Source organism: Inhella sp. (assembly GCF_041912635.1).
Lineage (GTDB): Bacteria > Pseudomonadota > Gammaproteobacteria > Burkholderiales > Burkholderiaceae_C > Inhella.
On the sequence record NZ_JAYRMO010000040.1, the window covers coordinates 1 to 26,331 of the forward strand.

Consider the following 26,331-nt stretch of genomic DNA (forward strand, 5'->3'; position numbering starts at 1 on the left):
TTGAGGCAGCAGCAGCATCTGCTGCGGCTCGTAGGGGAGGTAGGGCGCGGCCATAGCCTCCCAACGCACCTCAGGCCTCACCTGCAGTCAGGGACTTCCCTTCTGCCGCCCAGACTCCTAGGGGCGATCTGTGATGGCGGTGCTTGGGCTCACACTGACACGAGCCCCCATCTGACTCCGACGGGCAGGACAACGAAGGCGCCCGGAGTACCGGTCGTCCCTGGCACCGCAAACCATCACCCTTGGCGCTCCGAAGAACAGACCCCCAATGAGCAATAAACCTCGTCTGCGGATGATTGGGGGTCTGTTCATCGCAGAAAGCCCGTGATGGTTTGCGGTGGTCTAGTCGGCCGGTACTCCGGCCAGACTAGTGCCCGGGTTCTCGCAGGCAGAGAAGGGGTGTGGGAGCCATGTGAACCGGACGTGCAGTCGCGGCCGACCCTAGGTCGGCTGCGTGCATTGGCGCCTTTCTTTGCCCCGCGTTTCTTTGGCGCAGCAAAGAAATGCGGGTCGGGGTTCGGGGGTGAAGCCCCCGAGGGCTCTGGGTAGGGCCACTTCTTGAGGCCAAGTCAAGGCTGGTTGACGGTCAGAGCCAGGCCGCTATGAGAGCGATGCACACTCCTTGCTCTCCCCAGCGCAAATCTGACCCATGACATCTGGCTTCTTTGCGACGCAGTGCGCCGTTACCGAGGAAGAAGGCGTGCTGATCACTGCTCTTGGGGCAGATCCAATTGCCGGACAAGAGCAATACCTGATGCTCCAACACTGCGACGAGTACTCGGAGCAAGACGTCGAGTTGGGCATGGACCGGGTCCACATCGAGTACTGTGGGCAAGGCTGGTCTTGGTATGGTCACATCGATCGCGCTGAACTCACGCGAAACCAGTTGCGTCTTCAGATGAGTCAAGCTGCGGCAGCGCGTATGGGCAATGACGGGAGAATCGAAGTGGGCTTCGCGATAGACGACGGGCTTTTCGAAAGCCTTCGCCGAGCCCTCCGCCGGACCTTTCAAGATCAGTCTTGGTACGTTGAGTTGGATTGAGCATGGCGAAGCCGGCGCTTGATCAGCGGCTTCGAACGCGGAGCCGCTTGATCTGCTTCATCCCCATGCTGCACCGCAGCGAATAAACTCGGCGCCGTTGGTGCTCGCTCCCGCCCTCAAGCGGCAGCAGTTCAACGGGAATCAGGAAGGGCCGGGCCGTACCGGTACCAAGCCCCAACCTGAGCTGCCCCCGCAACGGTAAGCGGACGAAGGCCTGCAACAGCCTTCCGCTCCTGTCGAAGCCACTGGACCTCGCGGTCTGGGAAGGTCACAGGGGTTGTTCCGTCAGCCCGGATACCGGCCAACAGGGTGGCGTGCCCGCAGGGTGCGCCTTGGGTGCGCGGCTGCGGGGAAGCGGCGGCGCACGTGGTTCTCTGTGTGCTTTCCATGTTCTCTCTCCCTTCGGGCCGCCGTGCCCGCCATGCCGCTTTGGCTTCCGTGGCCTTGGCCGCTTCCCTGAGCTGCGCCCCGCTGGCACAGGCCCAGGCTTTGGCCCTGGCCTCGGCCCAACTCGACACCGTGGTGCTCACCACCCAGCGCGCACCGCAGCGGGTGGACCAGGCGCTGGCCCAGGTGACGGTGATCGACCGCTCCGAGATCGAGGCCCAGGCGGGCCGCACGCTGGTGGAGCTGCTGGCCGCGCAGCCCGGCATCCAGTTCTGGTCCAACGGCGGCGCCGGCAAGCTGGCCACGGTGTCGATGCGCGGCCTTGAAGGCCGCCACACCCTGCTGCTGATCGATGGCGTGCGCTATGGCTCGGCCACGGCCGGCATTCCGATTTGGGACAACCTGCCGCTGGATGCGGTGGAGCGCATTGAGATCGTGCGCGGTCCGCTCTCGGCCCTGTATGGCAGCGATGCCGTGGGCGGCGTGGTGCAGATCTTCACGCGCAAGGGTGCGCCGGGCCTGGCCGTGCATGGCCGTGTGTCCGCCGGTTCGCATGGCCAGCGCCAGGCCGCTGCCGGCTTGCGCTGGGCCTCCGGCCCCTGGGATGCCGCGCTGGGCCTGCAGGCTTCGCGCGATGACGGCTTCTCGGCCACCAATGCACGCGCGCAGTTTGGCAACTACAACGCCGACCGCGATGGCTTTGACCAGGACGCGGTGAACCTGCGCCTGGGCCTGCAGCTGGCCGGCGACTGGCGCGTCGAGGCCCTGGCCCTGGACAGCCGCGGCGAGACCCAGTTCGACGACGGCCCCGGCCGCGACGCCCGCGCCAAGCTGCGCAGCCAGGTGCTGAGCCTGCAGGCTTCAGGCAGCGTGGCGGGCAGTTGGCGCCAGCGCCTGCGTGCCGCGCGCGCGCTGGATGAGAACAACACCCTGGTGGGCGCCTTCGGCACCGGCCTGACGGCCAGCACGCAGAAGCAGCTGAGCTGGGAGCACAACCTCGTCACGCCGGCCGGCGAACTGCTCGGGGTGCTGGAGCGCAACGAGCAATCGGTGCAGCGGCCCGGCGCACCCTATGCGGTGACGCAACGCAGCATCACCGGCCTGGGCCTTGGCCTGAACGGCCGGGCCGAGCGCCACCACTGGCAGCTGGCGGCGGGGCGCGACCGCAATTCGCAGTTCGGCGGCCAGACCACCGGCTCGGCCGCCTACGGCCTGGACCTGAACGAGCAGCTGCGCGCCACCGCCTCCTGGGGCAGCAGCTTTGCGGCGCCCAACTTCAACCAGCTCTACTTCCCCAACTTCGGCAACCCCAAGCTGCTGCCCGAAGAGGGCACGCACCGCGAACTGGCGCTGCGCTGGGTGCAGGGCGCCCACCAGGTGCGCGCCACCTGGTTCCAGCACCGCATCCGCGGCTACATCACCTCGGGTCAGAACCCGACCAATGTGCCGCGCGCGGAAATCGAAGGCCTGAGCCTGGGCTGGGAGGCGAGCTGGCAGGGCGGCTGGAGCCTGAACGCCTCGCTCGAAGCCTTGAACCCGCGCAACCTCAGCAATGACAAGCTGCTGGTGCGCCGTGCCAAGGAGCACCTGCGCCTGGCGCTGCAGCGCGACATGGGCGCCTGGATGCTCGCTGCCCAGCTGCGCAGCGTGGGCGACAGCTACGAGAACGCCACCAACACGATGAAGCTGGACGGCTACACCGTGCTGGACCTGCACGCCCAGTGGCGCCTGGCCCCGGAGTGGGCGCTGGGCCTGAAGCTCAACAATGCCGCCGATGTGGCTTATGAAACCACCTACGGTTTCAACCAGCCGCGCCGCGAGTGGCTGCTGACGCTGCGCTACGGCCGCTGACGCGCAAGAAGAAGGGGTTGCCGCATGAGGTTCTGGTTTGCTTGCCTGCTGGGGTTCTGGTGCTTGCTGGCCTCGGCCCAACCCCTGGTGCTGAAGGACGACCGCGGCAACTCCCACGCGCTGAAGGCGCCGCCGCAGCGCATCGTCTCCTTGCTGCCTTCGCTCACCGAGGCGGTGGCGGCGCTGGGCGGCGCGCCCAAGCTGGTGGGGGTGGACCGCTGGTCCAACTGGCCCGCGCCGGCGCTGGCCAGCCTGCCGCGCCTGGGCGGGCTGGACGATGTGCAGATCGAGACCATCGCCCGGCTCAAGCCCGATGTGGTGCTGGCCTCGGTGGCTTCGCGCTCGCTGGATCGGCTCGAAGCCCTGGGCTTCACGGTGATCCGGCTGCGCTCGGAATCGCACGCGGATGTGCGGCGCACGCTCGGGCTGGTGGCCCAACTGTTGGGCCAGCCCGAAGCGGGTGAGCGGCTGTGGGGCGAGGTGCAGCAGCGCATCCAGGCCGCGCAGGCGCGGGTGCCGGCGGGGCTGCGCGGGCAGAGCGTGTACTTCGAGATCGGCGGCGGGCCCTACGCCGCCGGTCGCAGCTCCTTCATCGGCGAGACCCTGACCCTGCTGGGGCTGCAGAACGTGGTGACCCCCGAGCTCGGTCCGTTCCCCAAGCTGAACCCGGAGTTTGTGGTGCGGGCACGGCCGGGGGTGGTGATGGGGGTGGCGAAGGAGGCTGCCGGGTATGGGGCTCGACCCGGGTGGTCGTCCATGCCGGCCTTGCAGTTGCAGCGGGTGTGCGCGTTCCCTAGCGAGGTCTACGAGATGTTGATTCGGCCGGGGCCGCGGTTGGGGGAGGGGGCCGAGGTGGTGGCGGCTTGTTTGGAGCGGTTGCGGTGATTGGGTTCGCTTTTTCGTTGCAGCCCGCAGGGGTCTTCAACCCCTGCACCCCGACCCGCATTTCTTTGTCTTGCCAAAGAAACGCGGGGCAAAGAAAGGCGCCAACCCACACAGTCGCCCTAGGGGCGAACTGTGATGGCGGTGCTTGGGCTCACACTGACACGAGCCCTCATCTGAATTCGAGGGTCAGGACAACGAAGGCGCCCGGAGTACCGGTCGTCCCGGGCAGCGAGGACCATGGCCTCCGCGCTCCGAAGAACAGACCCCCAACTAGCGTATTGGGCCGCCTGATTGCTCGTTGGGGCTCCAGTCATCGCAGAGAGCCCGTGATGGTTTGCGGTGGTCTAGTCGGCCGGTACTCCGGCCAGCTTAGCGGGCAGGTTTTCGCAGTCCCAGAAGGGGTGTGGGAGCCATGTGAACCGGACGTGCAATCGCGCGCCGCCCTAGGCGGCGTGCGTGCATTGGCGCCTTTCTTTGCCCCGCGTTTCTTTGGCGCAGCAAAGAAATGCGGGTCGGGGCTTGGGGGTGAAGCCCCCAAGGGCTCTCACTCAAACACACAAAGGCCATGAACACTCTCGCCATGGCCCTCAGCCCACCCCAAGACCCTGCCAGGCAAAGGCGCCAGCGTCTGAGCATTGCCTTGCTCGCGCTGATCGCACTCGCCCTCATCGCCGGCCTCATGACCGGCTCCAACGGCTTCGCCCCGCTGCAGTTCTGGCAGGAACTCCAAGGCGAGCAGGCCGCCCTGATCCTGGGCGAGATTCGCGCCCCGCGCAGCCTGGGCGCGGCCGCCGTGGGCGCGCTGCTCGGCTTGGGTGGCGCCATCGCGCAAGGCTTGTTCCGCAACCCGCTGGCGGACCCGTACCTGCTGGGCTCGGCCTCGGGCGCCGGCCTCGGTGTGGTGCTGGTGATGGCCGGCGCCACGCTCGGGGGCTTCAGTCTCAGCTTGGCGACGCTCGCCTGGATCGAGCGCGTCGGCCTGGTGGGCGCGGCTTTCGGTGGCGCGCTGGCCGGCGTGGCGCTCACGCTCAGCCTGGCGGCCGGTGCGCTGCACACCCTGCGCCTGCTGCTCGCCGGCGTGGTGGTGGCGGTGCTGCTGGGCGCGGTGTCGGACCTGATCACGCTCGTCTCGCCCGACGCACTGCGCGGCAAGCAGGCCTTTCTGCTCGGCAGCACCAGCTTCCTGGGCTGGCCCTCGCTGGGCCTGATGGCCCTGGGCTGGGGCGTGGCGCTGCTCCTGGCGCTGCGCCTGGCGCGGGCGCTGGATGCGCTCACGCTGGGCGAGGAAAGTGCGGCCAGCCTGGGCCTGAACCTGCCGCGCGTGCGCCTGGGCCTGGTGCTGGCGCTGGCGCTGGCCACGGCGCTGGCGGTGTCGCAGGCGGGGCTGGTGGGCTTTGTGGGCCTGGTGGCGCCGCATCTGGTGCGCCGCCATGCGCCGGGCCCGCATGCCTGGCTGCTGTGGGCCAGCAGCCTGATGGGGGCCTTGCTGCTCTTGGGCGCGGATGTGCTGGCACGGGCGGTGATTGCGCCGCAGGAGCTGCCGGTGGGTGTGGTGACCGCGGTGGTGGGCGGGGCCTATCTGTTCGTGCTGATCCGCAAACGGAGCCTGACATGACGCCGCGCCTGCAAGTGCAAGGCCTGCAGCTGGCCTTGGGCGGCCGCCCGGTGCTGCGCGGGGTGGAGCTGCAGCTGGGCAGTGGCTGGACGGCCATCGTCGGCCCCAATGGCGCGGGCAAATCCACCCTGCTGCGCGCGCTGGCCGGGCTGCTGCCGGCGCAGGCCGGCCAGGTGATGCTGGATGGCCGTCCGCTGCCCAGCTGGACGGCCGGCGAGCGCGCCCGCCGTCTGGCTTGGCTGGCCCAGCTGAGCGACACCACGGGCGAACTGAGCGTGCGCGAGACCGTGGAGCTGGGGCGCATCGCCCACCTGGGCCTGGGCGGCACGCCGGGCCCGCGCGATGCCCAGGCCGTGGCTCAGGCCATGGCGCTGACCGAGTGCCAGGACTGGGCACAGCGCCGCCTGCAGGAGCTCAGCGGCGGCGAGCGCCAGCGCGTGCTGCTGGCGCGTGCCCTGGCCACTGAGGCGCCGCTGCTGCTGCTGGACGAACCCACCACCCACCTGGACGCCCCGCACCAGGTCGCACTGGCGCGCCTGTTCCGCCAGCTGGCCGCGCGGCCCGGCCACGCGGTGGTGACGGTGCTGCACGAACTCTCCATCGCCCTGCAGGCCGACCACCTGGTGGTGATGGCCGCCGGCCGCGTGGTGGCTGAGGGCCCCTGCGCGGACGAACGCGTGCAGCGCGCGCTTGAAGCCGTGTTCGGCCAGGCCATCCGCATCCACCCCGGCCCCTGCGGCCGCCCGCAAGTGGCCCTGAACCTGGACGAGCCCAGCCATGCAGATTGAAGCCCCGCCCAACCACGCCGGCGCCCCCAAGGCGCAGGGCGAGCGCCGTGGCCTGGTGCTGGTGCACACCGGCCCCGGCAAGGGCAAGAGCACGGCCGCCTTCGGCCTGGCGTTGCGCGCCCATGGCCGTGGCAAGCCCGTGCACATCTACCAGTTCATGAAGGTGCCCAGCGCGCGCTTTGGCGAGCACCGCGCCTTTGCGCAGCTGGGCGTGCCCATCGAGGGCCTGGGCGACGGCTTTTCCTGGAAGAGCCGCGACCTGGAGCGCTCGGCCGAGCTGGCGCGCCAGGGCTGGGCCAAGGCCGAGGCCACCATCCGCGCGGGCGAACATTTCCTGGTGGTGCTGGACGAGATCACCTACCCGCTGCGTTACGGCTGGCTGGCGCTGGAGCCCGTGCTGGCCTGCCTGCGTGAGCGCCCGCCTGGGGTGAGCGTGCTGTTGACCGGCCGCGGCGCGCCGGCCGAGCTGATCGAGCTGGCGGACACGGTGACCGAGTTCGGCCTGGTCAAGCACCACCACCAGCAGGGGGTGCCAGCGCAAAGGGGGATCGAGGATTGAAAGCAGCCATTTCCTGGAGCGGCGGCAAGGACTCGATGCTGGCCCTGCTGCATGCGCGCGAGCAAGGCCTGCAGGTTCAGAGCTTTCTGAGCTTTCTGGAGCCCGATGGCCGCAGCAAGAGCCATGACTTGCCCGGCAGCTGGCTGCAGGCCCAGGTGCGCGCCCTGGGCGGGCAGTGGCTGGGCGTGCGCGTGCCGCCAGGCGGCTATGGCGAGGCCTTCAGCACCCAGCTGGCCCTGCTGCGCGCCAGCGGCCACCAGGCCGTGGTGTTTGGCGACATCGACTTGCAGGCCCATCGTGACTGGATCGAACCCCGCTGCGCCGCCGCCGGCCTGCGCGCCGCCTTTCCGCTCTGGGGCCTGGGGCGCCGGCAGCTGGCGCAGGACGTGCTGGCGCGCGGCATCCGCGCCTGGGTGGTGTGCGTGGACCTGGCGCGACTGCCCGCGACGTTTTGCGGCCGCGCCTACGACGCCGCCTTCCTGGCCGAACTGCCCGAGGGCGTGTGCCCGGCCGGCGAGGAGGGCGAGTTCCACAGCTTTGTGTGGGATGGCCCCGGCTTTGCCGCGCCGCTGCCGCTGCGGCCCGGCCCTGTGCGCATCCAACCCAGCCGCCCGCCGCTGCGGCCCACCGAGTTCGCCTTTTGCACCCCGGAGGCGGCATGACGCGCACCCTGATCGTCTGGGGCTGCAGCAGCGGCGCAGGCAAGAGCTTCGTGGCCACGGCCCTGTGCCGCTGGGCGGCGCGGCGGGGCTTGCGCGTGGCGCCCTTCAAGGCGCAGAACATGAGCAACAACGCGCGCGTGGTGCCGCTGGCCGATGGCGGCTGCGGCGAAATCGGCGCGGCGCAGTACTTCCAGGCCCTGGCCGCCGGCGTGGCGCCCACGGTGGACATGAACCCGGTGCTCTTGAAGCCCGAGGCCGACACCGCCAGCCAGGTGGTGCTGCAAGGGCGCGTGGCGCAGGAACTGAGCCGCATGCCCTGGCGCGAGCGCAGCCCTGCGCTGGCCGCGGCCGCGCGCGCCAGCTTCGAGCGCCTGGCGGCGCAGCACGACCTGATCGTGGTGGAGGGCGCGGGCTCGCCGGCCGAGATCAATCTGGCCCCGCAGGACTACGTGAACCTGCACACCGCGCGCTGGGCGCGCGAACTCGGCCCCACCCAGGCCCTGCTGGTGGCCGACATCGACCGCGGCGGCGCCTTTGCGCATTTGCACGGCACCTGGGCCTTGCTGCCCGAAGACCTGCGCCCGCTGCTGCAGGGCTTTGTGTTCAACAAGTTCCGCGGCGACGCCAGCCTGCTCGCTCCCGGGCCCGAACAGCTGCAGGCGCTCACCGGCGTGCCCCTGCGCGCCGTGCTGCCCATGCAGCGCGACCACGGCCTGCCCGAGGAGGACGGCCTCTACGGCAGCGAGCGCCAGGGCAGCGGCCTGCGCATCGCCATCGTGGCCGGGCCGCACATCAGCAATCTGGACGAATTCCACCCCTTGAGCCGCCTGCCTGGCGTGGAGCTGGTGTGGGCGCGCAGTGCCGGGGCGCTGCGCGGGGCCGATTGGGTGGTGCTGCCCGGCTCCAAGCAGGTGCGGGGCGACCTGCGCTGGCTGCGCGCGCAGGGCCTGGAGGCCGAACTGCGTGCCCATGTGCAGGCCGGCCGCCCGGTGCTGGGCATCTGTGGTGGCTTGCAGATGCTGGGCCAGAGCCTGCACGACCCCGAGGGCGTGGACGGCCAGCCCTATGCCGAGGAACCCGGCCTGGGCCTGCTGCCGCTGCGCACGCACTACCGCGCACCCAAGCGCCTGTTGGCCGGCGCGGTGCGCTTTGGCGCGCCGCAAGGCCCCTGGGCGGGGCTGGCCGGCGTGGCGGCGCAGGGCTACGAGATCCGCTGCGGCCACACGCAATCGGAGGTGCCGGCCGTGCTGCACGGCGCCGACGGCCAGGCCATCGGCTGGCAGCAGGGCGCAGTGCTGGGCCTGTACGCGCACGGCCTGTTCGAGGACCCGGCCGTGCTGCGCGCCCTGTTCGGCCAGCGCGTGCCCACGCTGCACCAGGCCTTCGAGCAGCTGGCCGATCTGATCGAGGCGCAGCCGGGGCTGTGCGAGCTGCTGGCCTGAGCGGCTGACCGCGCAAGCTTTCCATAATCGGCGCCACCGTACGCTGCCGCCATGCCCCGCCGCCTGCTGAACCGATTGCGCTCCGGCGCCTCGCTCTGGCCCAGCCTGCTGATGCTGCTGGCGGCCCTGGGTTCGCTGGCGCTGGCCGACTGGCAGGCCCTGCGCCGGCTGGAGTCGGTGTCGGAGATGACCGAGCAGCGCGCGCGGGCGCGCAATGGCCGGCTCTTCCTGGCCCAGACCCTCTCGCTGCACAAGGACCTGGAAACCGGCGTGCGCGGCTTCGTCATCACCGGGCGCGAGGATTTCCTGATTCCCTACATCCAGGCGCTGGCCGACATGCCGGCGCTGCAGTTGCAGCTGCGCGCCAGCCTGAGCCTGCCGCTGCCCGCGGGGCAGGACTGGGATGAGCTGGAGCAGCTCAGCGCGCAGCGCCAGCGCTTGCTCGCCGACACCGTGGCGCTGCGCCGCAGCCGCGGCCTGCATGTGCTGGAGGAGCAGCAGCTGTTCGAGCAGGGCCGGCGGGCGATGGATGCGCTGCGCGAGCGCTTTGCGCGCCTGGACGCGCACCAGCTGGCCCGCATCGAGGCCCTGCATGCCCAGGTGCAGGCCCTGCGCGCCGAGGCCCAGCGCGCCAGCGCCCTGGCCACCAGCCTGAGCCTGCTGCTGGCGGGCGCGGCGCTGGCCCTGCTGTGGCGCGAGCGCCAGCGCCGCCAGCGCGCCCAGGCGGCCCTGCAGCAGGCCAATGTCGAGCTGGATGCGCGCGTGGTGGCCCGCACCGCCGAGCTGGACGCCGCGCGCACCCAGATTACCGCCTTCGCCGCCCAGCAGGACCGCGCCATCGAGGCCGAACGCCGCCGCCTGGCGCGCGAGGTGCACGACCAGATCGGCCAGGTCTTCACCGCCATCAAGCTCATCGTCAGCGGCCTGCCGGCCACGGCCCTGCCGCCGCGCCAGGCGCAGGCGCTGGATCAGGCGCTGCAGCAGGGCGTGACGACCAGCCGGCGCATCACCGCCGAGCTGCGCCCGCCGCTGCTGGATGAGCTGGGCCTGGCCGCGGCGCTGCGCCACCACCTGCAGCAGGTCATCGAACCCGTGGGCCTGGCCACGCAGCTGGCGGTGCAGGACGCCGCCCGCCTCACGTCCGAGCAGGCGCTCAGCCTGTTTCGCATCGCCCAGGAAGCGCTGACCAATGTGCTGCGCCACGCCAGCGCGCGCCAGGTGCAGATTGAGGGCGGCCTGAGCGCCGACGGCCGCCACTACCGCCTGCGCGTGCAGGACGACGGCGTGGGCCTGGGCGCTGGCACCGCCCGCCCTGGCGCCCTGGGCCTGACCGGCATGCGCGAACGCGCGGCCTGGCATGGCGGCACGCTGCAGCTGGGCCCGGGCGCCCAGGGCGGTACCCTCATCACCGTGACCCTGCCGCTGCAAACCCCCGATGAAGTTCCTGCTGATTGAAGACCACCCGATCTTTCGTGTGGGCGTGCAGGCCCTGCTGCAGCAGCGCTGGCCCGATGCCCACTGCGTGGAATGCGGCAGCCTGCAAGACGCCCTGCAGGCCCTGCGCGAACCGCCGGCCGCCACCCTGGCCCTGCTGGACCTGAACCTGCCCGACGCCGGCGGCGTGGAAGGCGTGGCCCGGCTGCTGCGCGCCGCCCCGGGCCTGCCGGTGCTGGTGCTCAGCCTGAACGCCGAGCTGGCCTTTGCCGAGCGCGTGCTGCAACTGGGCGCGGCCGGCTACCTGCCCAAGGACCAGGCCGCGGCCGATCTGGTGCGTGCCATCGAACGCATCCTGCAGGGCGGCCGCTACCTGAGTGCGGACCTGGCCGAGCACCTGATGCAGCGTGTGGGCGGCCAGGCCCAGAGCCTGCCGCACCAGGCCCTGAGCGAGCAGGAGTACCGCGTGCTGCTGCTGCTGGCGCGCGGCGAGCGCGTGGCCGACATCGCCAGCGCCATGCACCTCTCGCCCAAGACCATCAGCACCTACCGCAGCCGCGTGCTCGAAAAGCTCGGCCTGGGCAGCAATGCCGAGCTGGCGCGCTACTGCCTGGAGCATCAGCTGCTTGTAGGCGAAGGCTGACAGACCAATCGGCAAGCGCCGAGGCGCAAATCCGCCGCGGCTGCTGTTGCCGCCCGGGCGTTCGCGTGATCCTTCAGGCCAGAGGGAGCACGACATGAAACTGGCCTTGGTGGAAGACTCGCTGATGATTCGCGAGCAGCTGGAATGGCGCTTCGAGCACCAACCTGCCATTGATCTGGTGGGCTGGGCCGATACCGAAGACAGCGCGGTGGGCCTGGTGCAGGAACAGCAGCCCGATGTGCTGCTGCTGGACCTGGGCCTGCGCCAGGGCCAGGGCCTGAAGGTGCTGGAGCGCGTGCGCGCCGCCGGCTGCGGCGCCCGTGTGCTGGTGCTGACGAACCAGCGCGGCGCCCATCTGCGTGAGGCCTGCCTGGGCCTGGGCGCCTTGGGCTTCTTCGACAAGACGCTGGAGTTCGAGGACTGCCTGCAGCGTCTGCAATCCTGGCTGCCTCCCGTGCCGGAGAACGAACTGCAGCGCCTGGCCGCGCTGCAGGACACCGGCCTGCTGGACAGCAAGCCCCAACCCCTGTTCGACCGTCTGACCCGCCTGGCTGCGTCTCTGACCGACACGCCGATGGCCCTCATCACCCTGCTGGACGAGCGCCGCCAGTGGTTTCTTTCGCGCCAGGGCCTGGACGCACCCAGCACCTCGCGCTCGGTGTCTTTCTGCGCCCACGCCATCCTGCAGCACGAGTTGTTCGAAGTCAGCGATGCGCGCGCCGACCCACGATTCCTGGACAACCCTTTGGTGCGTGGCGCCCCGCATGCACGCTCCTATGCCGGCGTGCCGCTGCGCCTGCCCACGGGGGAGGCCCTGGGCACACTGTGCGTGCTGGACCGTGAGCCGCGCCAGCTCAGCGCCCTGCAGCGCGAGGCGCTGGAAACACTGGCACAAAGCGCCGTCTCCGAAATGGAGCTGCGCCGCCGCCTGCACCATCTGCAGACCGAGGCGCAGCGGCGTGCCCATGCCGAGGCCCATCTGCACCATCTGGCCACGCGCGACCCGCTCACCGGCCTGACCAACCGCACCACGCTGCGTGACCGCCTGGACCAGCAGCTGCGCCTGGCGCAGCGCCACCGCCGCGGCCTGGCGCTGATCGTGCTGGGGTTGGACCGCTTCAAACTCATCAACGACTCGCTCGGCCACGATGTGGGCGATGTGGTGTTGAGCGTCAGCGCCGGCCGCCTGGTGCAGGCCCTGCGCGACAGCGACACCGTGGCCCGCCTGGGTGCGGATGAATTTGCCGTGCTGGTGCACGACCTGGAGCAACCCGAGCAGGCCCTGGCCCTGGCCAGCAAGCTGCTGCAGCAGCTGGCCGAGCCCATCGTCATCGAAGGCCAGCGCCTGCAGGCCGCGGCCAGCGCCGGCGTGGCCCTGTTCCCGCCCCATGGCGAAAGCCCCGAGCTGCTGCTGCGACACGCCGACCTGGCCCTGCTGGAAGCCAAGGCGCGCGGTGGCGCCCAGGCCCTGCTGTACGCCCCACAGTTCGACGACCCCGCCGGGGCCGCGCTGATGCTGGAGCAGGACCTGCACGCCGCCATCGAACGCGACGAGCTGCTGCTGCACTTCCAGCCCCAGCTCTGGGCCGACGGGCGGCTGCGTGCCGTCGAGGCCCTGGTGCGCTGGCAGCACCCGCGCCTGGGCCTGCTGGGGCCCGACCGCTTCATCCCCTTCGCCGAGGAGCGCGGCCTGATCGGTGCCATCGACGACTGGGTGCTGCGCCGCTCCCTTCAGCTGCTGCGCGGTTGGGATGCGCAGGGCCTGCAGGTGCCACGCGTGGCCGTCAACCGCTCCGGCTGCGGCCTGCGCCGCGATCTGGTGGAGCGTGTGGATGCCGCCCTTGCCGAGCAGGGCCTGGACGGTACGCGGCTGGAGATCGAGATCACCGAAACCGCGCTCAGCGCCGATGGCGCCGAGGCCCTGAGCGTGCTGCACGCGCTGCGCGAGCGCCAGGTGTCGATCGCGGTGGACGATTTCGGCGAGGGCTATTCGTCACTGGGCCAGCTGCACCGCCTGCCCATCGACGTGCTGAAGATCGACCGCAGCTTCGTGCGCGACATCGGCGAGCCGCGCGCCACCGCCATGGTGGCCGCCGTGCTGGGCATGGCACGCGCCCTGCACCTGGGCACCCTGGCCGAGGGGGTGGAACAGCTGGCCCAGCAGCAGCTGCTGCTGGAGCTGGGCTGCGAGGCCCTGCAAGGCTATGGCTGCTGCCGCCCGCTGGCCGACGAGGCCTTGCGGGCCTGGCTGCAGCACCGCTGAAGAAAACTCACCGAACTCACAATTTGTCAATCAAGACAAGGAGTTAGTTCAGTTCCTGGAGTGGGTCAAGCGGTTTCGACCCGATGGGTTGAGGTCCCTAGCCCGCCAGCGGGGCCGTCTGGGAAGACTGCGCCTGCCGCCTGCGCCCCACCCTGGCGCCTGGCGCTGCTTCAGCCAGACCACACCCCGGTCTGAACCCTTCGGTGGCAAGCCGCCGGCCTGACCTGGCCGGCAGGCCGTGCGCCCCCCGCCGCGCGGGCCCGACCGCGCGCGGTCCTCCCACCCCTTTGGAGCTTGGACATGCACAACCCCCCTGTGCCACGCCGCCGCGTGGCTGAATGGATGGCCGGCCGCCTTGGCATGGCCGCGCTGACCTTGGCCGCCGGCCTGGGCCCGAGCGCGCCCGCTGCAGCGGCAGCCGAGGCCGCCCCGGCGGCCAACCGGCGTGCCGAGCCGGCCGAGGCCCTGGCCGCCGCCCAGCGCGACTTCCAAGCCTTCGTGCGCCGCAGCCTGGCCAACCATGAAGGCACGCTGCCGGACGGCTTTCCTTTCGAGGTCAACGATCTGCAGGACCTGCAGAACGCCCGCCTGGCCTATGGCTTCGAGGTCCACACCGTCGATCCGCAGGACCTGTTTGACCCCCGTGCCGAGCTGAGCCGGCGCGCCAAGCCCACCGGAACCTGGCGCTTTGTGGTGCAGCTGGAGGGGCGCCCCATCGGCCTGGCCACGGTGCAGCAGCACAACGGCCGCTGGGAGACCGTTTCCTTCGGCGCCACCGTACTGGCCAAGGACGTGGACGCCGTGATGGGCCGCCATGCCAATGGCGCGCGCAGCAATGTGCGCTTCATCCGCGTGTTCCAGGCGCAGTCCGACTTCCTGGAGGTGCAGGACGCACGCGACGGCCGCGCCCGCTTCGCCCCGCTGTTCTCGGCCCGCCAATCCCTGCTGCTGCAGCCGCAGCGCGCCGGTGTGGCGGCCGATCCGGCGGGACTGGCCGAGCAGGCCGATCTGATCGAGCCGCTGCGCGCCGCGGTACGCAAGAACCTGGACGGTTTCCGCTGAAGGAGACGACATGCAAATCACGCTGAACAAGGCCCTGCTCACCGCCGCCCTGCTGCTGGCCGCCCCCCTGGCCCAGGCGCAATGGCGCACGCTGAACGTTCCGCTCACCACGCAGGAGCACAGCCAGTGGTGCTGGTCGGCCTCCAGCAAGGCGGTCATCAATTACTACCGCACACCGCCCAGCCAGTGCCAAATCGTCAACTGGGCCTACGGCATCAACTACGCCTGTGGCAACAGCAGCTTCAACTGGAACAGCTACGCCAACCAGCCCAACGCGCTGTACGGCTCGAACGGCAGCGTGCAGAACATCCTCAGCGCCTGGGGCGTGCCCAACTACGCCTACGGCTACGCCTCGTCCTGGAACACGGTGGTCACCGACATCAACAACAACCGCCCCTTCGTCATGCGTATAGGCTGGCGCAGCGGCGGCGGGCACATCAAGGTGGGCCGTGGCTACGAGACCTACAACGGCACCAACTACGTCTACATCATGGACCCCTGGCCGGGTGAGGGGCAGGTCTACCAGACCTACAGCTATGCGGTGTCGAGCAGCGAGCACAACTGGACGCATACCTTGAGGGTGACGCGCTGAGGGCGCGCTTGCTGAGCCGTTGCTGGTCTGAGTGAGAGCCCGCCGGGATTTCGTCCCGGCAGCCGACCTACTTTCTTGCTCGTGCAAGAAAGTAGGCAAAGAACACGGCCCCGAAGCGCAGCCCCGGCCTGTGGCCGGGGTCCCCTGCGCTGCTCGCTTGCCTGGGCCTGGGCCCGCTCTTCGAGCACCGCAGGGCACCGACCGCCGCAGGCGGGCGGCGCAGGCATCGGGGTCGCCTTTCTCTTGCCTACTTCTCTTTGGCGAAGCAAAGAGAAGTAGGTCGGCTGCCGGGCCGAGACCCGGCGGGCTCTCACGACGGCTGCAGCTGGTGGAAGCTGCGCAAGAGAATTCAACCCAACAACCGCCCCAACGCCACCCCCCACACCAACGCCCCGAACAGCAGCGTGAGCAACACCGCCGCGCTGCCCAGGTCCTTGGCGCGGCCCAGCAGCGGGTGGTGTTCGATCGAGATGGCATCCGCCAGCGCCTCCAGCGCAGAGTTCAACAGCTCCACCACCAGCAGCGCCACCAGCACGCCCCAGAGCGCCACCAGCTCCCAGGCGCCACGCGCCACGAAAGGCGCGGCGATGGCCAGCGGGGTGACGAGCAGCAGCTCTTGGCGGAAGGCGGCTTCGTGGCGCACGGCCGCGCGCAGGCCCTGCAGCGAGTAGCCCAGCGCCTTGCTGATGCGCTGCAGGCCGTTCTTGCTCTTTTGCGGGGCGAGGGGGGTGTCGTCAGCCATGTCCGAGATCCAGTTCGACGATGAAGCCCGAGTCCGTCTCGGGCAGTTGCAGGGTGCCGCCGTGGGCGCGGGCGATCAGGGCGGCCAGGCGCAGGCCCAGGCCGCGCGCGCCGGTTTCGGCGCTGGCGCTGGCCAGGGTGGCGGCCAGGGCGGCGCGCTCGCTGGCCGGCATGCCGGCGCCGTCGTCGCAGATGCGCAGGCGCTGCGCGCCGGCGGGTTCCAGCCAGACGCTGTGCGCGCCGTGGCGCTGGGCGTTGTCAAAGAGGTTGAGCAGCGCAGCGGCCAGCAGCTCGGGGTCGGCGTGCAGGGGCAGGGCGGGGCCGGGGCGCAGCTCCACGCCGGGTGCGGGCAACTGCTCGGCCAGGGCCTGGGCATCCAGGGCTTGGCGTTGCAGCGGGGCCTCGCTGCGGAACAGGCGCAGCAGGGCCAGCACCAGGTGCTGCAACCGGGTGGTGGCGGCGCGCAGGCGCTGCAGGCGCGGCAGGGCCTCGGGCGGGGCTTCCTTCAGCGCCACGGCCAGCTGGGCATCCATGCCCGCCAATGGGGTGCGCAGCAGGTGCGCAGCCTGGGGGGCGAAGGCGGCCTCGAACTCCAGGCGCTCGGCCAGGCGCTCGCCATAGGCCTGTAACGCAGCGTGGATGGAGGCGAGCTCGCGGCGCTCGGGTTCACCCAGGGCCTGTGAGAGCGCGCGCGGGCTGGCGTTGCGCGCCTGGTCGGCCCAGCCCTGCAGGCGCTCGGACAGGCGCGCCAGCGGCAGCAACTCCTGGCGCAGGCGCCAGGCCAGCAGGGGCAGGCCCATCAGGCCCACGGCCAGGCTGGCCAGCACCACCATCCACACCACCTCGGTGCGCGCCTCGCGGCGCTCGGCGCGTGTCTGTGCCACCACCAGCCAGTGGTGGTCGTCCAGCGCCCGGCCATAGACGCGCCAGCGCGGCAGCTTGCTGAAGCCGGCATGGGGTGCGGCCTCGGCCAGGCTCTTGTCCACCCCGCTGGAGCAGCGCAGCACGCGGCCCTGCTCGTCTTCCAGCAGCCAGGCAAAGCGCTCGCCCCCGCCCGCAGAGGCCGGCAGGGCTGGGCCGGCGTCGGGCAATTCGCGCAGCAAGGGCGCCAGGCCCTCGGCGCTGGCGCGCAAGGTGTCGTCCATCAGCTCGTCCACTTCTTCGTGAACGGCCAGCGCCGCGGCGGCGGCCATGCCCAGGGCCCAGGCCAGCACGCCCAGGCCCAGGGTGCGGCGCAGGCGTTGGGCGATGCCGGGGAGCTTGTTCACTTTCATGGGCTGGGCTCCTGCAGCGCGATGCGGTAGCCCAGGCCGCGCTGCGTTTCGATGGCGCCGCGGCCGAGCTTGCGGCGCAGATTGGCCACATGCACTTCCAGGGCGTTGCTGCTGGCGGGCAGGGTGTCGAAACCCAGGGCCAGGCGTTCCAGATCGCTCTTGCTGACCCAGCGGCCGCGGCGGCGCAGCAGGGCTTCGAGCAGGTTCCACTCCCGCGCCGTCAGCTCCACGCTGCCGTTGTCGGTGCGCGCATGGCGGGCGTCCAGGTCAATCCGCGCGCCGCCGGCCAGGGTGCTGCCGTGGCTGGGCAGCTGGCGGCGCAGGCAGGCGCGCAGGCGGGCGGCCAGCTCCTCGGGGGCGAAGGGCTTGACGAGGTAGTCGTCGGCGCCGCCGTCCAGGCCTTCGATGCGGTCGGCCAGGGCCTCACGGGCGGTCAGCATCAGGGCCGGCGTGCGCAGGCCCTGCGCGCGGCGCTCGCGCAGCCAGGCCAGGCCGGAACCATCGGGCAGCTGCCAGTCGAGCAGCCAGGCGTCATAGGGTTCGCCCTGCACGGCCGCGGCAGCCGCGGCCTGTAGCGTGAACCAGTCCACGACATGGCCCTCGGCGCGCAGGAAGTCGCGTAGGCCTTCACCCAGCACCCAGTCGTCTTCGAGGAGCAGCAATCGCATGTCCGTCAGCATAAGCAGCGCACCGGCCGCCCCGCCGGCTTCAGCTTCGCTTCAGCGGCGCTGAGTGCAATGCGAGCATGAACCTGGCCACTCTTGCCTTTCGCCGTGCCCGCGAGGAGCGTGCGGACTCCGCGCGCCCCGAGCTCTCGCCGCAGATCCTGCTGCTGCTGCTGGCCGCCTATTGGTCGCTGTGGGCCAACCGGCCGGTGCTGGGCATGCTGTACCAGCAGTCTGGCGCGCTCACGGTGCTGGCTGGGGCGCTGCTGCTGACGCTGATCCATTACCTGCTCGTCGCGCCTTTTTTGATGGCGGCCTGGACGCGCCTGCTGCTGGCGGTGCTGAGCGTGGTGGCGGTGCTGGGCAGCTACTTCACGCAGAGCCTGGGCACGGTGCTGGACCCGGCGATGTTGCGCAATCTGCTGCACACCCATTGGGGCGAGGCGCGCGAACTGCTCACGCCCGGCCTGCTCTGGCATGGCCTGATCGGCCTGGTGCCGCCGCTGCTGCTGCTGGCCCTGGTGCGCGTGCGCAGCCGCCCCTGGGGCTGGCGCGCGCTGCTGCTGCCGTTGGGCGCCTGGGTGCTGGCGCTGCTGGCGGCGCTGGCCCTGCTGCTGCCGCTGTTCCAGCCGGTGTCTTCGCTGACGCGCAACAACAAGGCGCTGCGCTACCAGATCCTGCCGGCGGCGCCGCTGTGGTCCTTGCCGCGCAGCATCTACCAGGACCTGCGCGAGAAGACGCAGGTGCGTGAACCCATCGGCCTGGACGCCAAGCCCGGCCCGAGCTGGGTGGACGCCCCCAAGCCGCGCGTGCTGGTGTGGGTGGTGGGCGAGACCGTGCGCGCCGCCAACTGGGGCCGCCAGACCCTGCCGGATGGCAGCGAGCGCATCAGCACGCCCAAGACCCTGGCGGATGCCGAGCTGCTGCAGTTCCCAGTGATGCAGACCTGCGGCACCGACACCGAAAGCTCGCTGCCCTGCATGTTCGCGCCGGTGGGCCGGCGCGATTACGACGAGGGGCGCATCCGCCGCCAGCAGTCGCTGCTGCATGTGCTGCAGCGCGCCGGCGTGCAGCTCGATTGGCGCGACGCCCAGTCGGGCTGCAAGGGCGTCTGCCAGGATCTGCCCTTCCAGAAGCTGGACTGCGGCGAGCTCTGCGACCAGCAGCTCTTCGCCGGCCTGGAAGCCTATCTGCGGGACGTCAAGGGCGGCACGCACTTGCTGGTGCTGCACATGCTCGGCAATCACGGCCCGTCTTACTTCCGCCGCCATGGGCCCGAACACGCGGTGTTCCAGCCCGGCTGCGAGCGCGACGACTTCGGGCCCTGCACGCGCGAACAGATCCGCAACAGCTACGACAACGCCCTGCACGCCAGCGACGCCTTGCTGGCCCAGGCCCTGCAGACCCTGCGGGCCGAGGCGAACCGGCTGGACGTGGCCTTCCTGTTCACGCCCGACCATGGCGAGAGCCTGGGCGAGAAGGGCCTCTACCTGCATGGCATGCCCTACGCCATTGCGCCGCGCGAACAGACCGAGGTGCCGGCCCTGATGTGGCTGAGCGAAGGCTGGCGCGCCCAGCGCGGCTGGGGCGCCGACTGCCTGCGCCGCCTGCCCCAGCAGGCCCAGCCGCAGCACGACCACCTGTTCCACACCGTGCTGAACCTGCTGGACGTGCGCACCGGGCTGTATGACCCGGCCTGGGACCTGCTCAAGCCCTGCGCATCATGAGGCTGCTGCTGCTCTTGCTCGGGCCGCTGCTGGGCTGGGAGGTCAGCGGTGGCGACCTGCCGCTGGCGCGCCTGCTGGCGGACGCCGGCGGTTTCCCGGCGCGCCATGCCTGGTGGGCCGAGCGCCTCCTGCACGACGGCCTGCGCGGGCTCATCGGTGCGCTGCTGGCGGCGCAGCTGCTGCTGTGGCTGTGGGCACCGCGCTGGGCCCCGCCGCGGCGTGAGCTGGGCTATGGCCTGCTGGGCTCGGTGCTGGCCATGGGTCTGGTGAGCCTGCTCAAGTCCTTCAGCCACACCAGCTGCCCCTATGAGCTGTCGGAATTCGGCGGCGTGGCGCGCTATGTGCCGCACTGGCTGCTGGCCGTGTGGGACGGCGGGCCGGGGCGCTGCTTCCCCTCCGGCCACGCGGCCGGCGCCTTTGGCCTGCTGGCCGCCGTGGTGCCCTGGTGGGCACATCGCCCGACCGTCGCGCGCGGACTGCTGGCGAGCGTGCTGCTGATCGGCGCGGCGGCCTCGGTGGCGCAGATGGCGCGCGGTGCGCATTACCTGAGCCACTGCCTGTGGGCGGCCTGGCTGTGCGCCCTGTGCGCCTGGCTGCTGGCGCGCTGGCTGGAAAAGAAAAGGGGCCGCCCGCAGGCGGCCCCCCAGTTGGCAGCGGCTGAACTCAGCGCTTGACTTCAACCGGCGGCAACTGGGCCACCGGGGTGTTCTGGCCTTCCACCACCACGGGCTGCAGCTGCACCGTCTGCACGGGCGCGGGGGGAACGGCGGGTTCGTAGGTCAGCACCACAAAGACGCTGATGGCGGTGAGGGCCGCCATGGTGCCCAGGGTCAGGGCGTCGGAGATGCGCGGCAGGTTCATAGGGCCTCCTTGCGGTTCGTCACACAGGATGACGCCTCCATATTGCGCCTGCCGGCGCCGAAAAGCCAGCGTGCCGAAGGGCCTGGCGTGACTTTCCTCAAACGGGCGGGGGCGCGGCCGGCGCGGGCAGGCTAAGCGTGGCGCGCAGGCCGCCGTGGGCGCGGCGCTGCAGGCTCAGGCGGCCGCCGTGGGCCTCGGCAATCTCGCGCGCCAGCGCCAGGCCCAGGCCGGTGCCGCCGCGCTTGGTGGAATAGAAGGGCAGCAGGGCCTGGGCCAGTACGGCGTCGCTGGCGCCGGGGCCGCGGTCGGCCACGCTGAGCTGCCACTCTTCGCCCAGGCGCCGCACCGAGAGGCTGACCTCGGCGGCCGGCCCACCGGCCTCATGGGCGTTCTTCAGCAGGTTCAGCAGGGCTTGCTCCAGCTGCGCGGCGTCGGCCCAGCCGGGTTCGGTTGGCAGTTCGCCCGCGCGCTGGAAGGGCTGCACGGCGGCCAGGCCGTCGAACAGGGCGGCCCAGTCCAGCGCCGCCGGTCGCGGCGCGGGCAGCTTGGCGAACTGGGCATAGCCACTCAGGAAGCTGTGCAGATGGCGGGCGCGTTCGCCGATGCGCTGGAACACGGCGGCCAGCTCGGGCTTTTCGGCGCGCTCGCTCAGCGTGGCGCCGCTGTGCGCCAGCGAGGAGATCGGCGCCAGCGAGTTGTTCAGCTCGTGGCTGAGCACGCGCAGCACACGCTTCCAGCTCTGCACCTCCTGGCGCGCCAGTTCCTGGTGCAGCGGGCGCAGCAGCAGCAGTCGGTGCGGCAGGCCGCGCAGGTCCAGCGCGCGCTGCGACACCAGCCACTGCGTTTCGTCGGCCCCCTGCACCAGGCCTTCACGGCCGCCGCGCAGCAGCTCGGCCAGCGCGGGTGGCGCCTGGGCCAGTAGGGCCTCCCAGCCCAAGCCCTGCACGCGTCGGCCCTGTGCCAGCAGCGCCCGTGCGGCCAGGTTGTCCAGCGCCACGCGGCCTTGGGGGTCGATCAAGAGCAGCGCCAGCGGGGTGTGCTGAACCAGGGTGTCGAGCAGCAGCTCGCGCTGCGCCAGCTGCTGGCGCTGGCCCTGGATGGCGGCGGCCAGCAGCTGGTGCGAATGGGCCAGCTGGCGCAGCTCGGCCGGGTAGGCGGGTTCGGCCACGCGGGCATTGAAGTCGCCCTCGCGCCAGCTCAGCACCAGGCTGTCCAGCGCCGCCAGCAGCTGGCGCAGGGGCTCGAGCAAATGGCTCAGCGCCCAGGCCATCGGCAAGGCCAGCAGGGCCGCCGCCGCCAGCCCGGCCGCGAGCGGCGGCCACCAGCTCAGCAGCAGCTGCTGCAGGCCCAGCAGGGCCAGGGTGGCGGCCAGGGCCAGCAGGCCGAGCAGGGCTCCTAGGCGCAAAAGCGACCTCCCAGGTAGGAGTAGGTTGAACCTTCATGGGGCCACCGCGGAACCGGCTTTGCCGGGCCGCTGGTGGCGCCCCCCTGGGGGGAGGCGGCGAAGCCGCTGCGAGGGGGACTCATAGCCCGTGGTGCTGCATGCGGCGGTAGACGGCTTGGCGCGACAAACCAAACTGGGCGGCCACGCGGCTGACATTGCCACCCGCCGCCTGCAGCGCCGCCTGCAGCGTGGCGCGGCTGGGTTCGTCCAGATTGCGCGGCTCGATGGGCGCCGGCCCCAGGGCCAGGTGCTCGGGCTGGATGGGCTGGCCCTGCGCCAGCAGCAGCGCGCGCTCGATGGCATGGCGTAGCTCGCGCACATTGCCCGGCCAGGCGTGCTGGCGCAGGCGCTCGCGCGCGCCGCTGCTCAAGGTTCCGCGGCCGGCCAGGAACTGCTCGGCCAAGGGCTCGATGTCGTCCAGGCGCTCGGCCAGCGGCGCCAGGCGCAGCTCGATGCCATTGAGCCGGTAGAACAAGTCCTCACGGAACTGGCCGGTGCGGATCAGCGCCGGCAGGTCGGCATTGGTGGCGCTGACCAGGCGCACATCGGCGCGCTGCAGCTTGGCCGAGCCGAGGCGCTGGAACTCGCCGGTTTCCAGCACGCGCAGCAGCTTGGCCTGGCCGCTGAGCGGCAGGTTGCCGATCTCGTCCAGGAACAGCGTGCCGCCGTGGGCGGATTCGACATGGCCGATGCGCGCGCGCTGCGCGCCGGTGTAGGCGCCGGCCTCGGCGCCGAACAGCTCGGCCTCGATCAATTCGCCCGGCAGCGCGCCGCAGTTCAGCGCCACCAGGGGCTTGCCGGCGCGGTTGGAGTTGGCGTGCAGCAGCTGGGCGATGCGCTCCTTGCCGCTGCCGTTCGGGCCGGTCACCAGCACCGGCAGGGCCGAGCGCGCCACCGGCGCGGCCAGCTCCAGCAGGGCCAGCATGGCGGGGGATTCGGCCACCAGGCCGTCCAGCTGCAGCTGCTGCTGCAGGCGCTCGCGGCGCTGGCGCTGCTGGCGCGCCTGCTCGCGCAGCCGGCCCTGGGCCTCGCCCAGCTCCAGCAGGTTCTGCACGGTGGCCAGCAGCTTGGCGTCGTCCCAGGGCTTGGCCAGGTAGTCGGCCGCGCCGGCCTTGACGAGCTCGACGGCCCGCTCTAGCCGCGTCCAGGCCGTCAGCAGGATGACCGGCAGATCGGGCGCACGGGCGCGGATCTGCGCAAACAGCTGCGCGCCCTCGTCGCCGCTGGTGGTGTCCGCGCTGAAATTCATGTCCTGGATCACCAGATCCGCCCGCGGCAGCAGCTGCAGGCCCTGCTGCGGCGTGGTGGCGGTCAGGGCGGCAATGTCGTGCAGCGAGAGCATCAGCTGCAGGGCTTCGCAGACGTCGGGGTTGTCGTCGATGACGAGGACGGTGGGCATCGGGGTTCTTGTGAAATCTGTGGGCTTAGTTTCGATGAGCTTCTTGGTGGGAGCCCGCAGGGGCTTCACCCCCGAACCCGACCCTGTTTCATTGCGGCTCAGCTCAGACCGAGAACATGGCGCCTTCACGGCTTCTCTGGCTGCGGCGGGCAGCACTTCGACGGCACTCTGCTCGTTGGGGCTCCGTTCATCGCAGAAAGCCCGTGATGGTTTGCGGTGGTCTAGTCGGCCGGTACTCCGGCCAGCTTAGCGGGCAGGTTTTCGCAGTCCCAGGAGGGGTGTGGGAGCCATGTGAACCAGCCGTGCAATCGCAGCCGACCCGAGGTCGGCTGCGTGCATTCAGCGCCTTTCTTTGCCCCGCGTTTCTTTGGCGCAGCAAAGAAATGCGGGTCGGGGCGTGGGGGTGAAGCCCCCACGGGCTCTGACGATCAAGCAAGCCAGCAGCGCAGACTCACCCAGCCCGCATCGCCAAAGCCGGCGCCACCCCCGAAGCCCGCTGCGCCGGCGCCAGCACCGCCAGTTGCCCCAGGCCCAGCAGGGCGGCGGCGGCCGGCAGAAGCATCCACAGGGGCAGCACCGGCAGATCCTGCGTGCGCACCAGCCACTGGTTGATGCCAAGCGCCGCGGCCGAACCCAGCACCACGCCCACGCCGCAGAGCAGCAGGTTCTCTTGCTGGAAGTAGCGGCGGATGTCGGCTCGCGTGGCACCCAGGGCGCGGCGGATGCCGATCATGCGGCCGCGCTGCTCCACCCAGAAGCTGGCCAGGCCCACGATGCCCAGTGCGGTGATCAGCAGCAGCGCCACGCACACGCCCACCAGCAGGCCGACCATCGAACGGTCTTGCGCGTAGTGGCGCTCGCGCATCTCGGTCAGCAGGCGGGCGTTGGTCAGCAGGCGGCTGGGCTCGACCTCCTTGAAGATCTGGCGTGCGGCCTTGATGACGGCCTCGGCCTGGCCGGGCTGCACGCGCACCAGGTAGGTGCCGCCGCGGAAGTTCTCGGTGATCGGCAGCATCACCGCCGCACGGTCCTTGGTGTGGCGCGGGTTGGGCGGGCCGAGGTTCTCGACGATGCCGATGATCTGCGAGGGTTGGTTGCCGAACACATAGACCGAGCGGCCCAGCACCGTGAGCGGCGACTGGCCCGGTGCCAGCGCTTCGGCCAGCGCCTGGTTGACGATGACGACCGGCAGCTTGGGTTCGGCTTCGGCCGAGACCTTGGTGTCCAGCTGCACCTCCTCCTTGTTGAAGGCGCGGCCGCCGATCAGGCGCAGGCCCATGGTGGGGAGCAGCTGCTCGTCGCCGCTGTAGGAGAAGGCCTGCACGCGCTGGCCGCGGTTGTCGGGCTCGGTGCTGACGCCGGTGACGTTGACGTTGTCGCCGTAGATCACCTGGTTGGGGATGCTGGCGCTCTTCACGCCGGGCAGGGCGCGCAGGCGGCGCAGGTCCTCGTCGCTCAGGGCGTCGGGGTTGTCCAGGCGGCGGGTGTTGCGCACCTCCAGGTTCAGCAGCTCGGCCTCGGGCAGGCCGCTGTCGGCATTGAGCTGACCCAGGCGCTGGCCGATCACGTGCACGGCGTTGCTGACGATGGCGAAGCTGAGCGCCACCTCCAGCACGATCAGGCCGGCGGCGATGCGGTGGCGGCGCAGCGTGGAGAGGATGGGAAGCAGATGGTTCATGGTGGGTCTCCTCACTGCACCTTGAGTTGGATGGCGGGGTTGAGCTGGGTGGCACGCCACGCCGGCAGCACACCGGCCAGCAGGCTGGCCAGCAGCGAAAGCCCGAGGGTGATGCCGAGCATGGCGCCATCCAGCTGGGCCAGGGCGGCGTAGTCCGTCGGCCCCTGGCGCACCAGCCACAGGCCGGCCTGGGCCAGCAGCACGCCCAGGCCCGCGCCCAGCAGGCCGATCAGGGCGGACTCCACCAGGAACTGCGCGAACACCGTGGCGCGGCCCGCCCCCGGGGGGCGGCCCACGCCGATCTCGCCGCTGCGGCGCAGGGTCTTGGCCAGCTGCAGGCCCACCATGTTCACCAGGCAGACGAGCAGGAAGGCGAAGGCCAGGCCGGTCTGCAGGCGCACATCGGCCGGCAGCACCTCGCGGAAGGCCATCACCTCGGGCACGTTGCGCAGGCGCACATTGGGGGCGCGCTGGAAGCGGCCGGCCTTCTGCTGCTCGGCGCTGTACTGCAGCAGGTAGTTGCGGTACTCCTGCGCCTGGGCGGGGCTGTCCAGCTCCACCCAGTACTGCAGCCAGGCGCAGGGCGTGCCGCGCTCCAGCGGGGATTTGCCGCCGGTGTCACCCCAGCAGTTCATATTGCCGGCGCGGCCCAGCTTCAGGCCGCGGGCGGTGCTGAAGGGCATGAAGAGCATTTCCTTGCGGCCGTAGGCGCCCAGGGTCAGGTCGAACACATAGGGGTCGACCTTCCAGGGCTTGAGCACGCCCACCACGCGCAGCTCGTTGCCGGCCACCTGCACGGACTTGCCGACCGAGTTCGCACCGCCGAACAGGCGCTGGTTGAGCTCGTGCGAGATCACCGCCACGCGGGCCTCGTTCTGGTCGTCCTGCCGGCTCCAGGCCGCGCCCTGGGCGATGGGCGCATTGAACATGGCGAAGAAGTCGGCCGAGGTCTGGCGCAGCGGCAGGATCTCGGGCGGCAGGCGCTCGTCCGGGCCGCGCACGGCCATGAAGGCGCCCGTCATCAGCGCCTGACGCTTGGCCTTGGCGGCGGCCAGCAGGGCCTCGCCGTCATCGCGCGTGAGCTGGAAGGTGGGTTCCTCGCCGGGCTTGTAGCCGATCAGGTTGCCGGCGTCGATCTGCACCTCGTAGAGCTTGTCGCCCTTGCCTGGGATGGGGTCGGCAGTCAGCACGTGGTAGACGGTCAGCGTGGTCATGCAGATGCCAACGCCCAGGCCCAGGGCGCCCACCATCAGGGCGCTGAGGACCGGCGAGCGGCGCAATGAGCGCCAGGCGTTCTTCAAATGTTCAAGCCACATC

Annotated in this window: 23 protein-coding genes and 1 riboswitch; of the genes, 15 read left to right on the top strand and 8 right to left on the bottom strand. The window is 70.9% G+C overall.

All coding sequences use genetic code 11. The annotated features are described in order from the left end of the window. Positions 1–649 precede the first annotated feature (649 nt). The 13 genes from ACE3QP_RS19145 (at position 650) to ACE3QP_RS19205 (ending at position 15,225) form a co-directional block, all read left to right on the top strand. Entirely contained in the window at positions 650–1,042 is a 393-nt protein-coding gene (locus tag ACE3QP_RS19145; RefSeq protein WP_374438289.1) for an Imm10 family immunity protein, read from the top strand. 81 nt (positions 1,043–1,123) lie between these two features. Further along, positions 1,124–1,363: riboswitch (cobalamin riboswitch) on the top strand. Between the two features lie 66 nt (positions 1,364–1,429). Then, positions 1,430–3,280 carry a TonB-dependent receptor domain-containing protein gene (locus tag ACE3QP_RS19150; protein WP_374438290.1) on the top strand — a complete coding sequence of 617 codons (1,851 nt, stop codon included), beginning with the start codon at positions 1,430–1,432 and terminating at the stop codon, positions 3,278–3,280. 24 nt (positions 3,281–3,304) lie between these two features. Then, complete coding sequence (locus ACE3QP_RS19155; RefSeq protein ID WP_374438292.1) at positions 3,305–4,165, top strand: ABC transporter substrate-binding protein; 861 nt, start codon at positions 3,305–3,307, stop codon at positions 4,163–4,165. A 565-nt stretch (positions 4,166–4,730) separates the two neighbouring features. After that, on the top strand, positions 4,731–5,780 hold the full coding sequence (locus ACE3QP_RS19160) for a FecCD family ABC transporter permease (RefSeq protein ID WP_374438294.1): 1,050 nt from the start codon (positions 4,731–4,733) through the stop codon (positions 5,778–5,780). Further along, positions 5,777–6,568, top strand: a complete 792-nt coding sequence (locus ACE3QP_RS19165) for an ABC transporter ATP-binding protein (RefSeq protein ID WP_374438296.1) — start codon at positions 5,777–5,779, stop codon at positions 6,566–6,568. Before ACE3QP_RS19160 ends, ACE3QP_RS19165 begins: the two co-directional genes overlap by 4 nt. Continuing rightward, entirely contained in the window at positions 6,558–7,127 is a 570-nt protein-coding gene (gene cobO / locus ACE3QP_RS19170; RefSeq protein ID WP_374438298.1) for a cob(I)yrinic acid a,c-diamide adenosyltransferase, read from the top strand. Before ACE3QP_RS19165 ends, cobO begins: the two co-directional genes overlap by 11 nt. Further along, complete coding sequence (locus ACE3QP_RS19175; protein WP_374438299.1) at positions 7,124–7,789, top strand: adenosine nucleotide hydrolase; 666 nt, start codon at positions 7,124–7,126, stop codon at positions 7,787–7,789. The genes cobO and ACE3QP_RS19175 overlap by 4 nt, the downstream gene beginning before the upstream one ends. After that, positions 7,786–9,231 (top strand): cobyric acid synthase, encoded by a 1,446-nt coding sequence (locus tag ACE3QP_RS19180; protein ID WP_374438300.1) that lies wholly within the window; start codon positions 7,786–7,788, stop codon positions 9,229–9,231. The genes ACE3QP_RS19175 and ACE3QP_RS19180 overlap by 4 nt, the downstream gene beginning before the upstream one ends. A 51-nt stretch (positions 9,232–9,282) precedes the next feature. After that, positions 9,283–10,686 carry a CHASE3 domain-containing protein gene (locus tag ACE3QP_RS19185; protein WP_374438301.1) on the top strand — a complete coding sequence of 468 codons (1,404 nt, stop codon included), beginning with the start codon at positions 9,283–9,285 and terminating at the stop codon, positions 10,684–10,686. Continuing rightward, positions 10,667–11,308 (top strand): response regulator, encoded by a 642-nt coding sequence (locus ACE3QP_RS19190; protein WP_374438302.1) that lies wholly within the window; start codon positions 10,667–10,669, stop codon positions 11,306–11,308. Before ACE3QP_RS19185 ends, ACE3QP_RS19190 begins: the two co-directional genes overlap by 20 nt. 94 nt (positions 11,309–11,402) lie before the next feature. Then, complete coding sequence (locus ACE3QP_RS19195) at positions 11,403–13,571, top strand: EAL domain-containing protein (RefSeq protein WP_374438304.1); 2,169 nt, start codon at positions 11,403–11,405, stop codon at positions 13,569–13,571. A 300-nt stretch (positions 13,572–13,871) separates the two neighbouring features. After that, positions 13,872–14,633, top strand: a complete 762-nt coding sequence (locus tag ACE3QP_RS19200; RefSeq protein WP_374438305.1) for a hypothetical protein — start codon at positions 13,872–13,874, stop codon at positions 14,631–14,633. Between the two features lie 10 nt (positions 14,634–14,643). Further along, entirely contained in the window at positions 14,644–15,225 is a 582-nt protein-coding gene (locus ACE3QP_RS19205; protein ID WP_374438307.1) for a C39 family peptidase, read from the top strand. A gap of 349 nt (positions 15,226–15,574) precedes the next feature. Here the strand turns inward: ACE3QP_RS19205 and ACE3QP_RS19210 are convergent, their stop codons facing one another. The 3 genes from ACE3QP_RS19210 to ACE3QP_RS19220 are packed head-to-tail and all read right to left on the bottom strand — an operon-like array spanning position 15,575 to position 17,908. Next, entirely contained in the window at positions 15,575–15,967 is a 393-nt protein-coding gene (locus ACE3QP_RS19210) for a diacylglycerol kinase (RefSeq protein WP_374438309.1), read from the bottom strand. Further along, positions 15,960–17,240: a sensor histidine kinase gene (locus ACE3QP_RS19215; RefSeq protein ID WP_374438310.1), complete on the bottom strand. Its 1,281-nt coding sequence runs from the start codon at positions 17,238–17,240 to the stop codon at positions 15,960–15,962. The genes ACE3QP_RS19210 and ACE3QP_RS19215 overlap by 8 nt, the downstream gene beginning before the upstream one ends. Beyond that, positions 17,237–17,908, bottom strand: a complete 672-nt coding sequence (locus ACE3QP_RS19220) for a response regulator transcription factor (RefSeq protein ID WP_374438311.1) — start codon at positions 17,906–17,908, stop codon at positions 17,237–17,239. Before ACE3QP_RS19220 ends, ACE3QP_RS19215 begins: the two co-directional genes overlap by 4 nt. A gap of 77 nt (positions 17,909–17,985) precedes the next feature. On the opposite strand from ACE3QP_RS19220, the gene ACE3QP_RS19225 reads away from it, so the two are divergent. Together ACE3QP_RS19225 and ACE3QP_RS19230 are read left to right on the top strand one after the other, a co-directional pair. After that, entirely contained in the window at positions 17,986–19,632 is a 1,647-nt protein-coding gene (locus tag ACE3QP_RS19225; RefSeq protein WP_374438313.1) for a phosphoethanolamine transferase, read from the top strand. Next, positions 19,629–20,306, top strand: a complete 678-nt coding sequence (locus ACE3QP_RS19230) for a phosphatase PAP2 family protein (protein ID WP_374438315.1) — start codon at positions 19,629–19,631, stop codon at positions 20,304–20,306. Before ACE3QP_RS19225 ends, ACE3QP_RS19230 begins: the two co-directional genes overlap by 4 nt. Here ACE3QP_RS19230 and ACE3QP_RS19235 read toward each other — a convergent pair. The 5 genes from ACE3QP_RS19235 to ACE3QP_RS19255 all read right to left on the bottom strand — a co-directional run bounded on the left by ACE3QP_RS19235 (position 20,296) and on the right by ACE3QP_RS19255 (position 26,330). Continuing rightward, complete coding sequence (locus tag ACE3QP_RS19235; RefSeq protein WP_374438317.1) at positions 20,296–20,493, bottom strand: hypothetical protein; 198 nt, start codon at positions 20,491–20,493, stop codon at positions 20,296–20,298. The genes ACE3QP_RS19230 and ACE3QP_RS19235 overlap by 11 nt on opposite strands. A 97-nt stretch (positions 20,494–20,590) precedes the next feature. Continuing rightward, the gene (locus tag ACE3QP_RS19240) at positions 20,591–21,898 is read right to left on the bottom strand and encodes a PAS domain-containing sensor histidine kinase (protein WP_374438319.1); all 1,308 of its coding nucleotides are present in this window, start codon (positions 21,896–21,898) and stop codon (positions 20,591–20,593) included. 118 nt (positions 21,899–22,016) lie between these two features. Further along, the gene (locus ACE3QP_RS19245) at positions 22,017–23,336 is read right to left on the bottom strand and encodes a sigma-54-dependent transcriptional regulator (RefSeq protein ID WP_374438321.1); all 1,320 of its coding nucleotides are present in this window, start codon (positions 23,334–23,336) and stop codon (positions 22,017–22,019) included. Between the two features lie 451 nt (positions 23,337–23,787). Further along, positions 23,788–25,014 (bottom strand): ABC transporter permease, encoded by a 1,227-nt coding sequence (locus ACE3QP_RS19250; protein WP_374438323.1) that lies wholly within the window; start codon positions 25,012–25,014, stop codon positions 23,788–23,790. An 11-nt stretch (positions 25,015–25,025) separates the two neighbouring features. Then, positions 25,026–26,330 carry an ABC transporter permease gene (locus ACE3QP_RS19255; RefSeq protein ID WP_374438325.1) on the bottom strand — a complete coding sequence of 435 codons (1,305 nt, stop codon included), beginning with the start codon at positions 26,328–26,330 and terminating at the stop codon, positions 25,026–25,028. Between the last annotated feature and the right edge of the window lies 1 nt (position 26,331).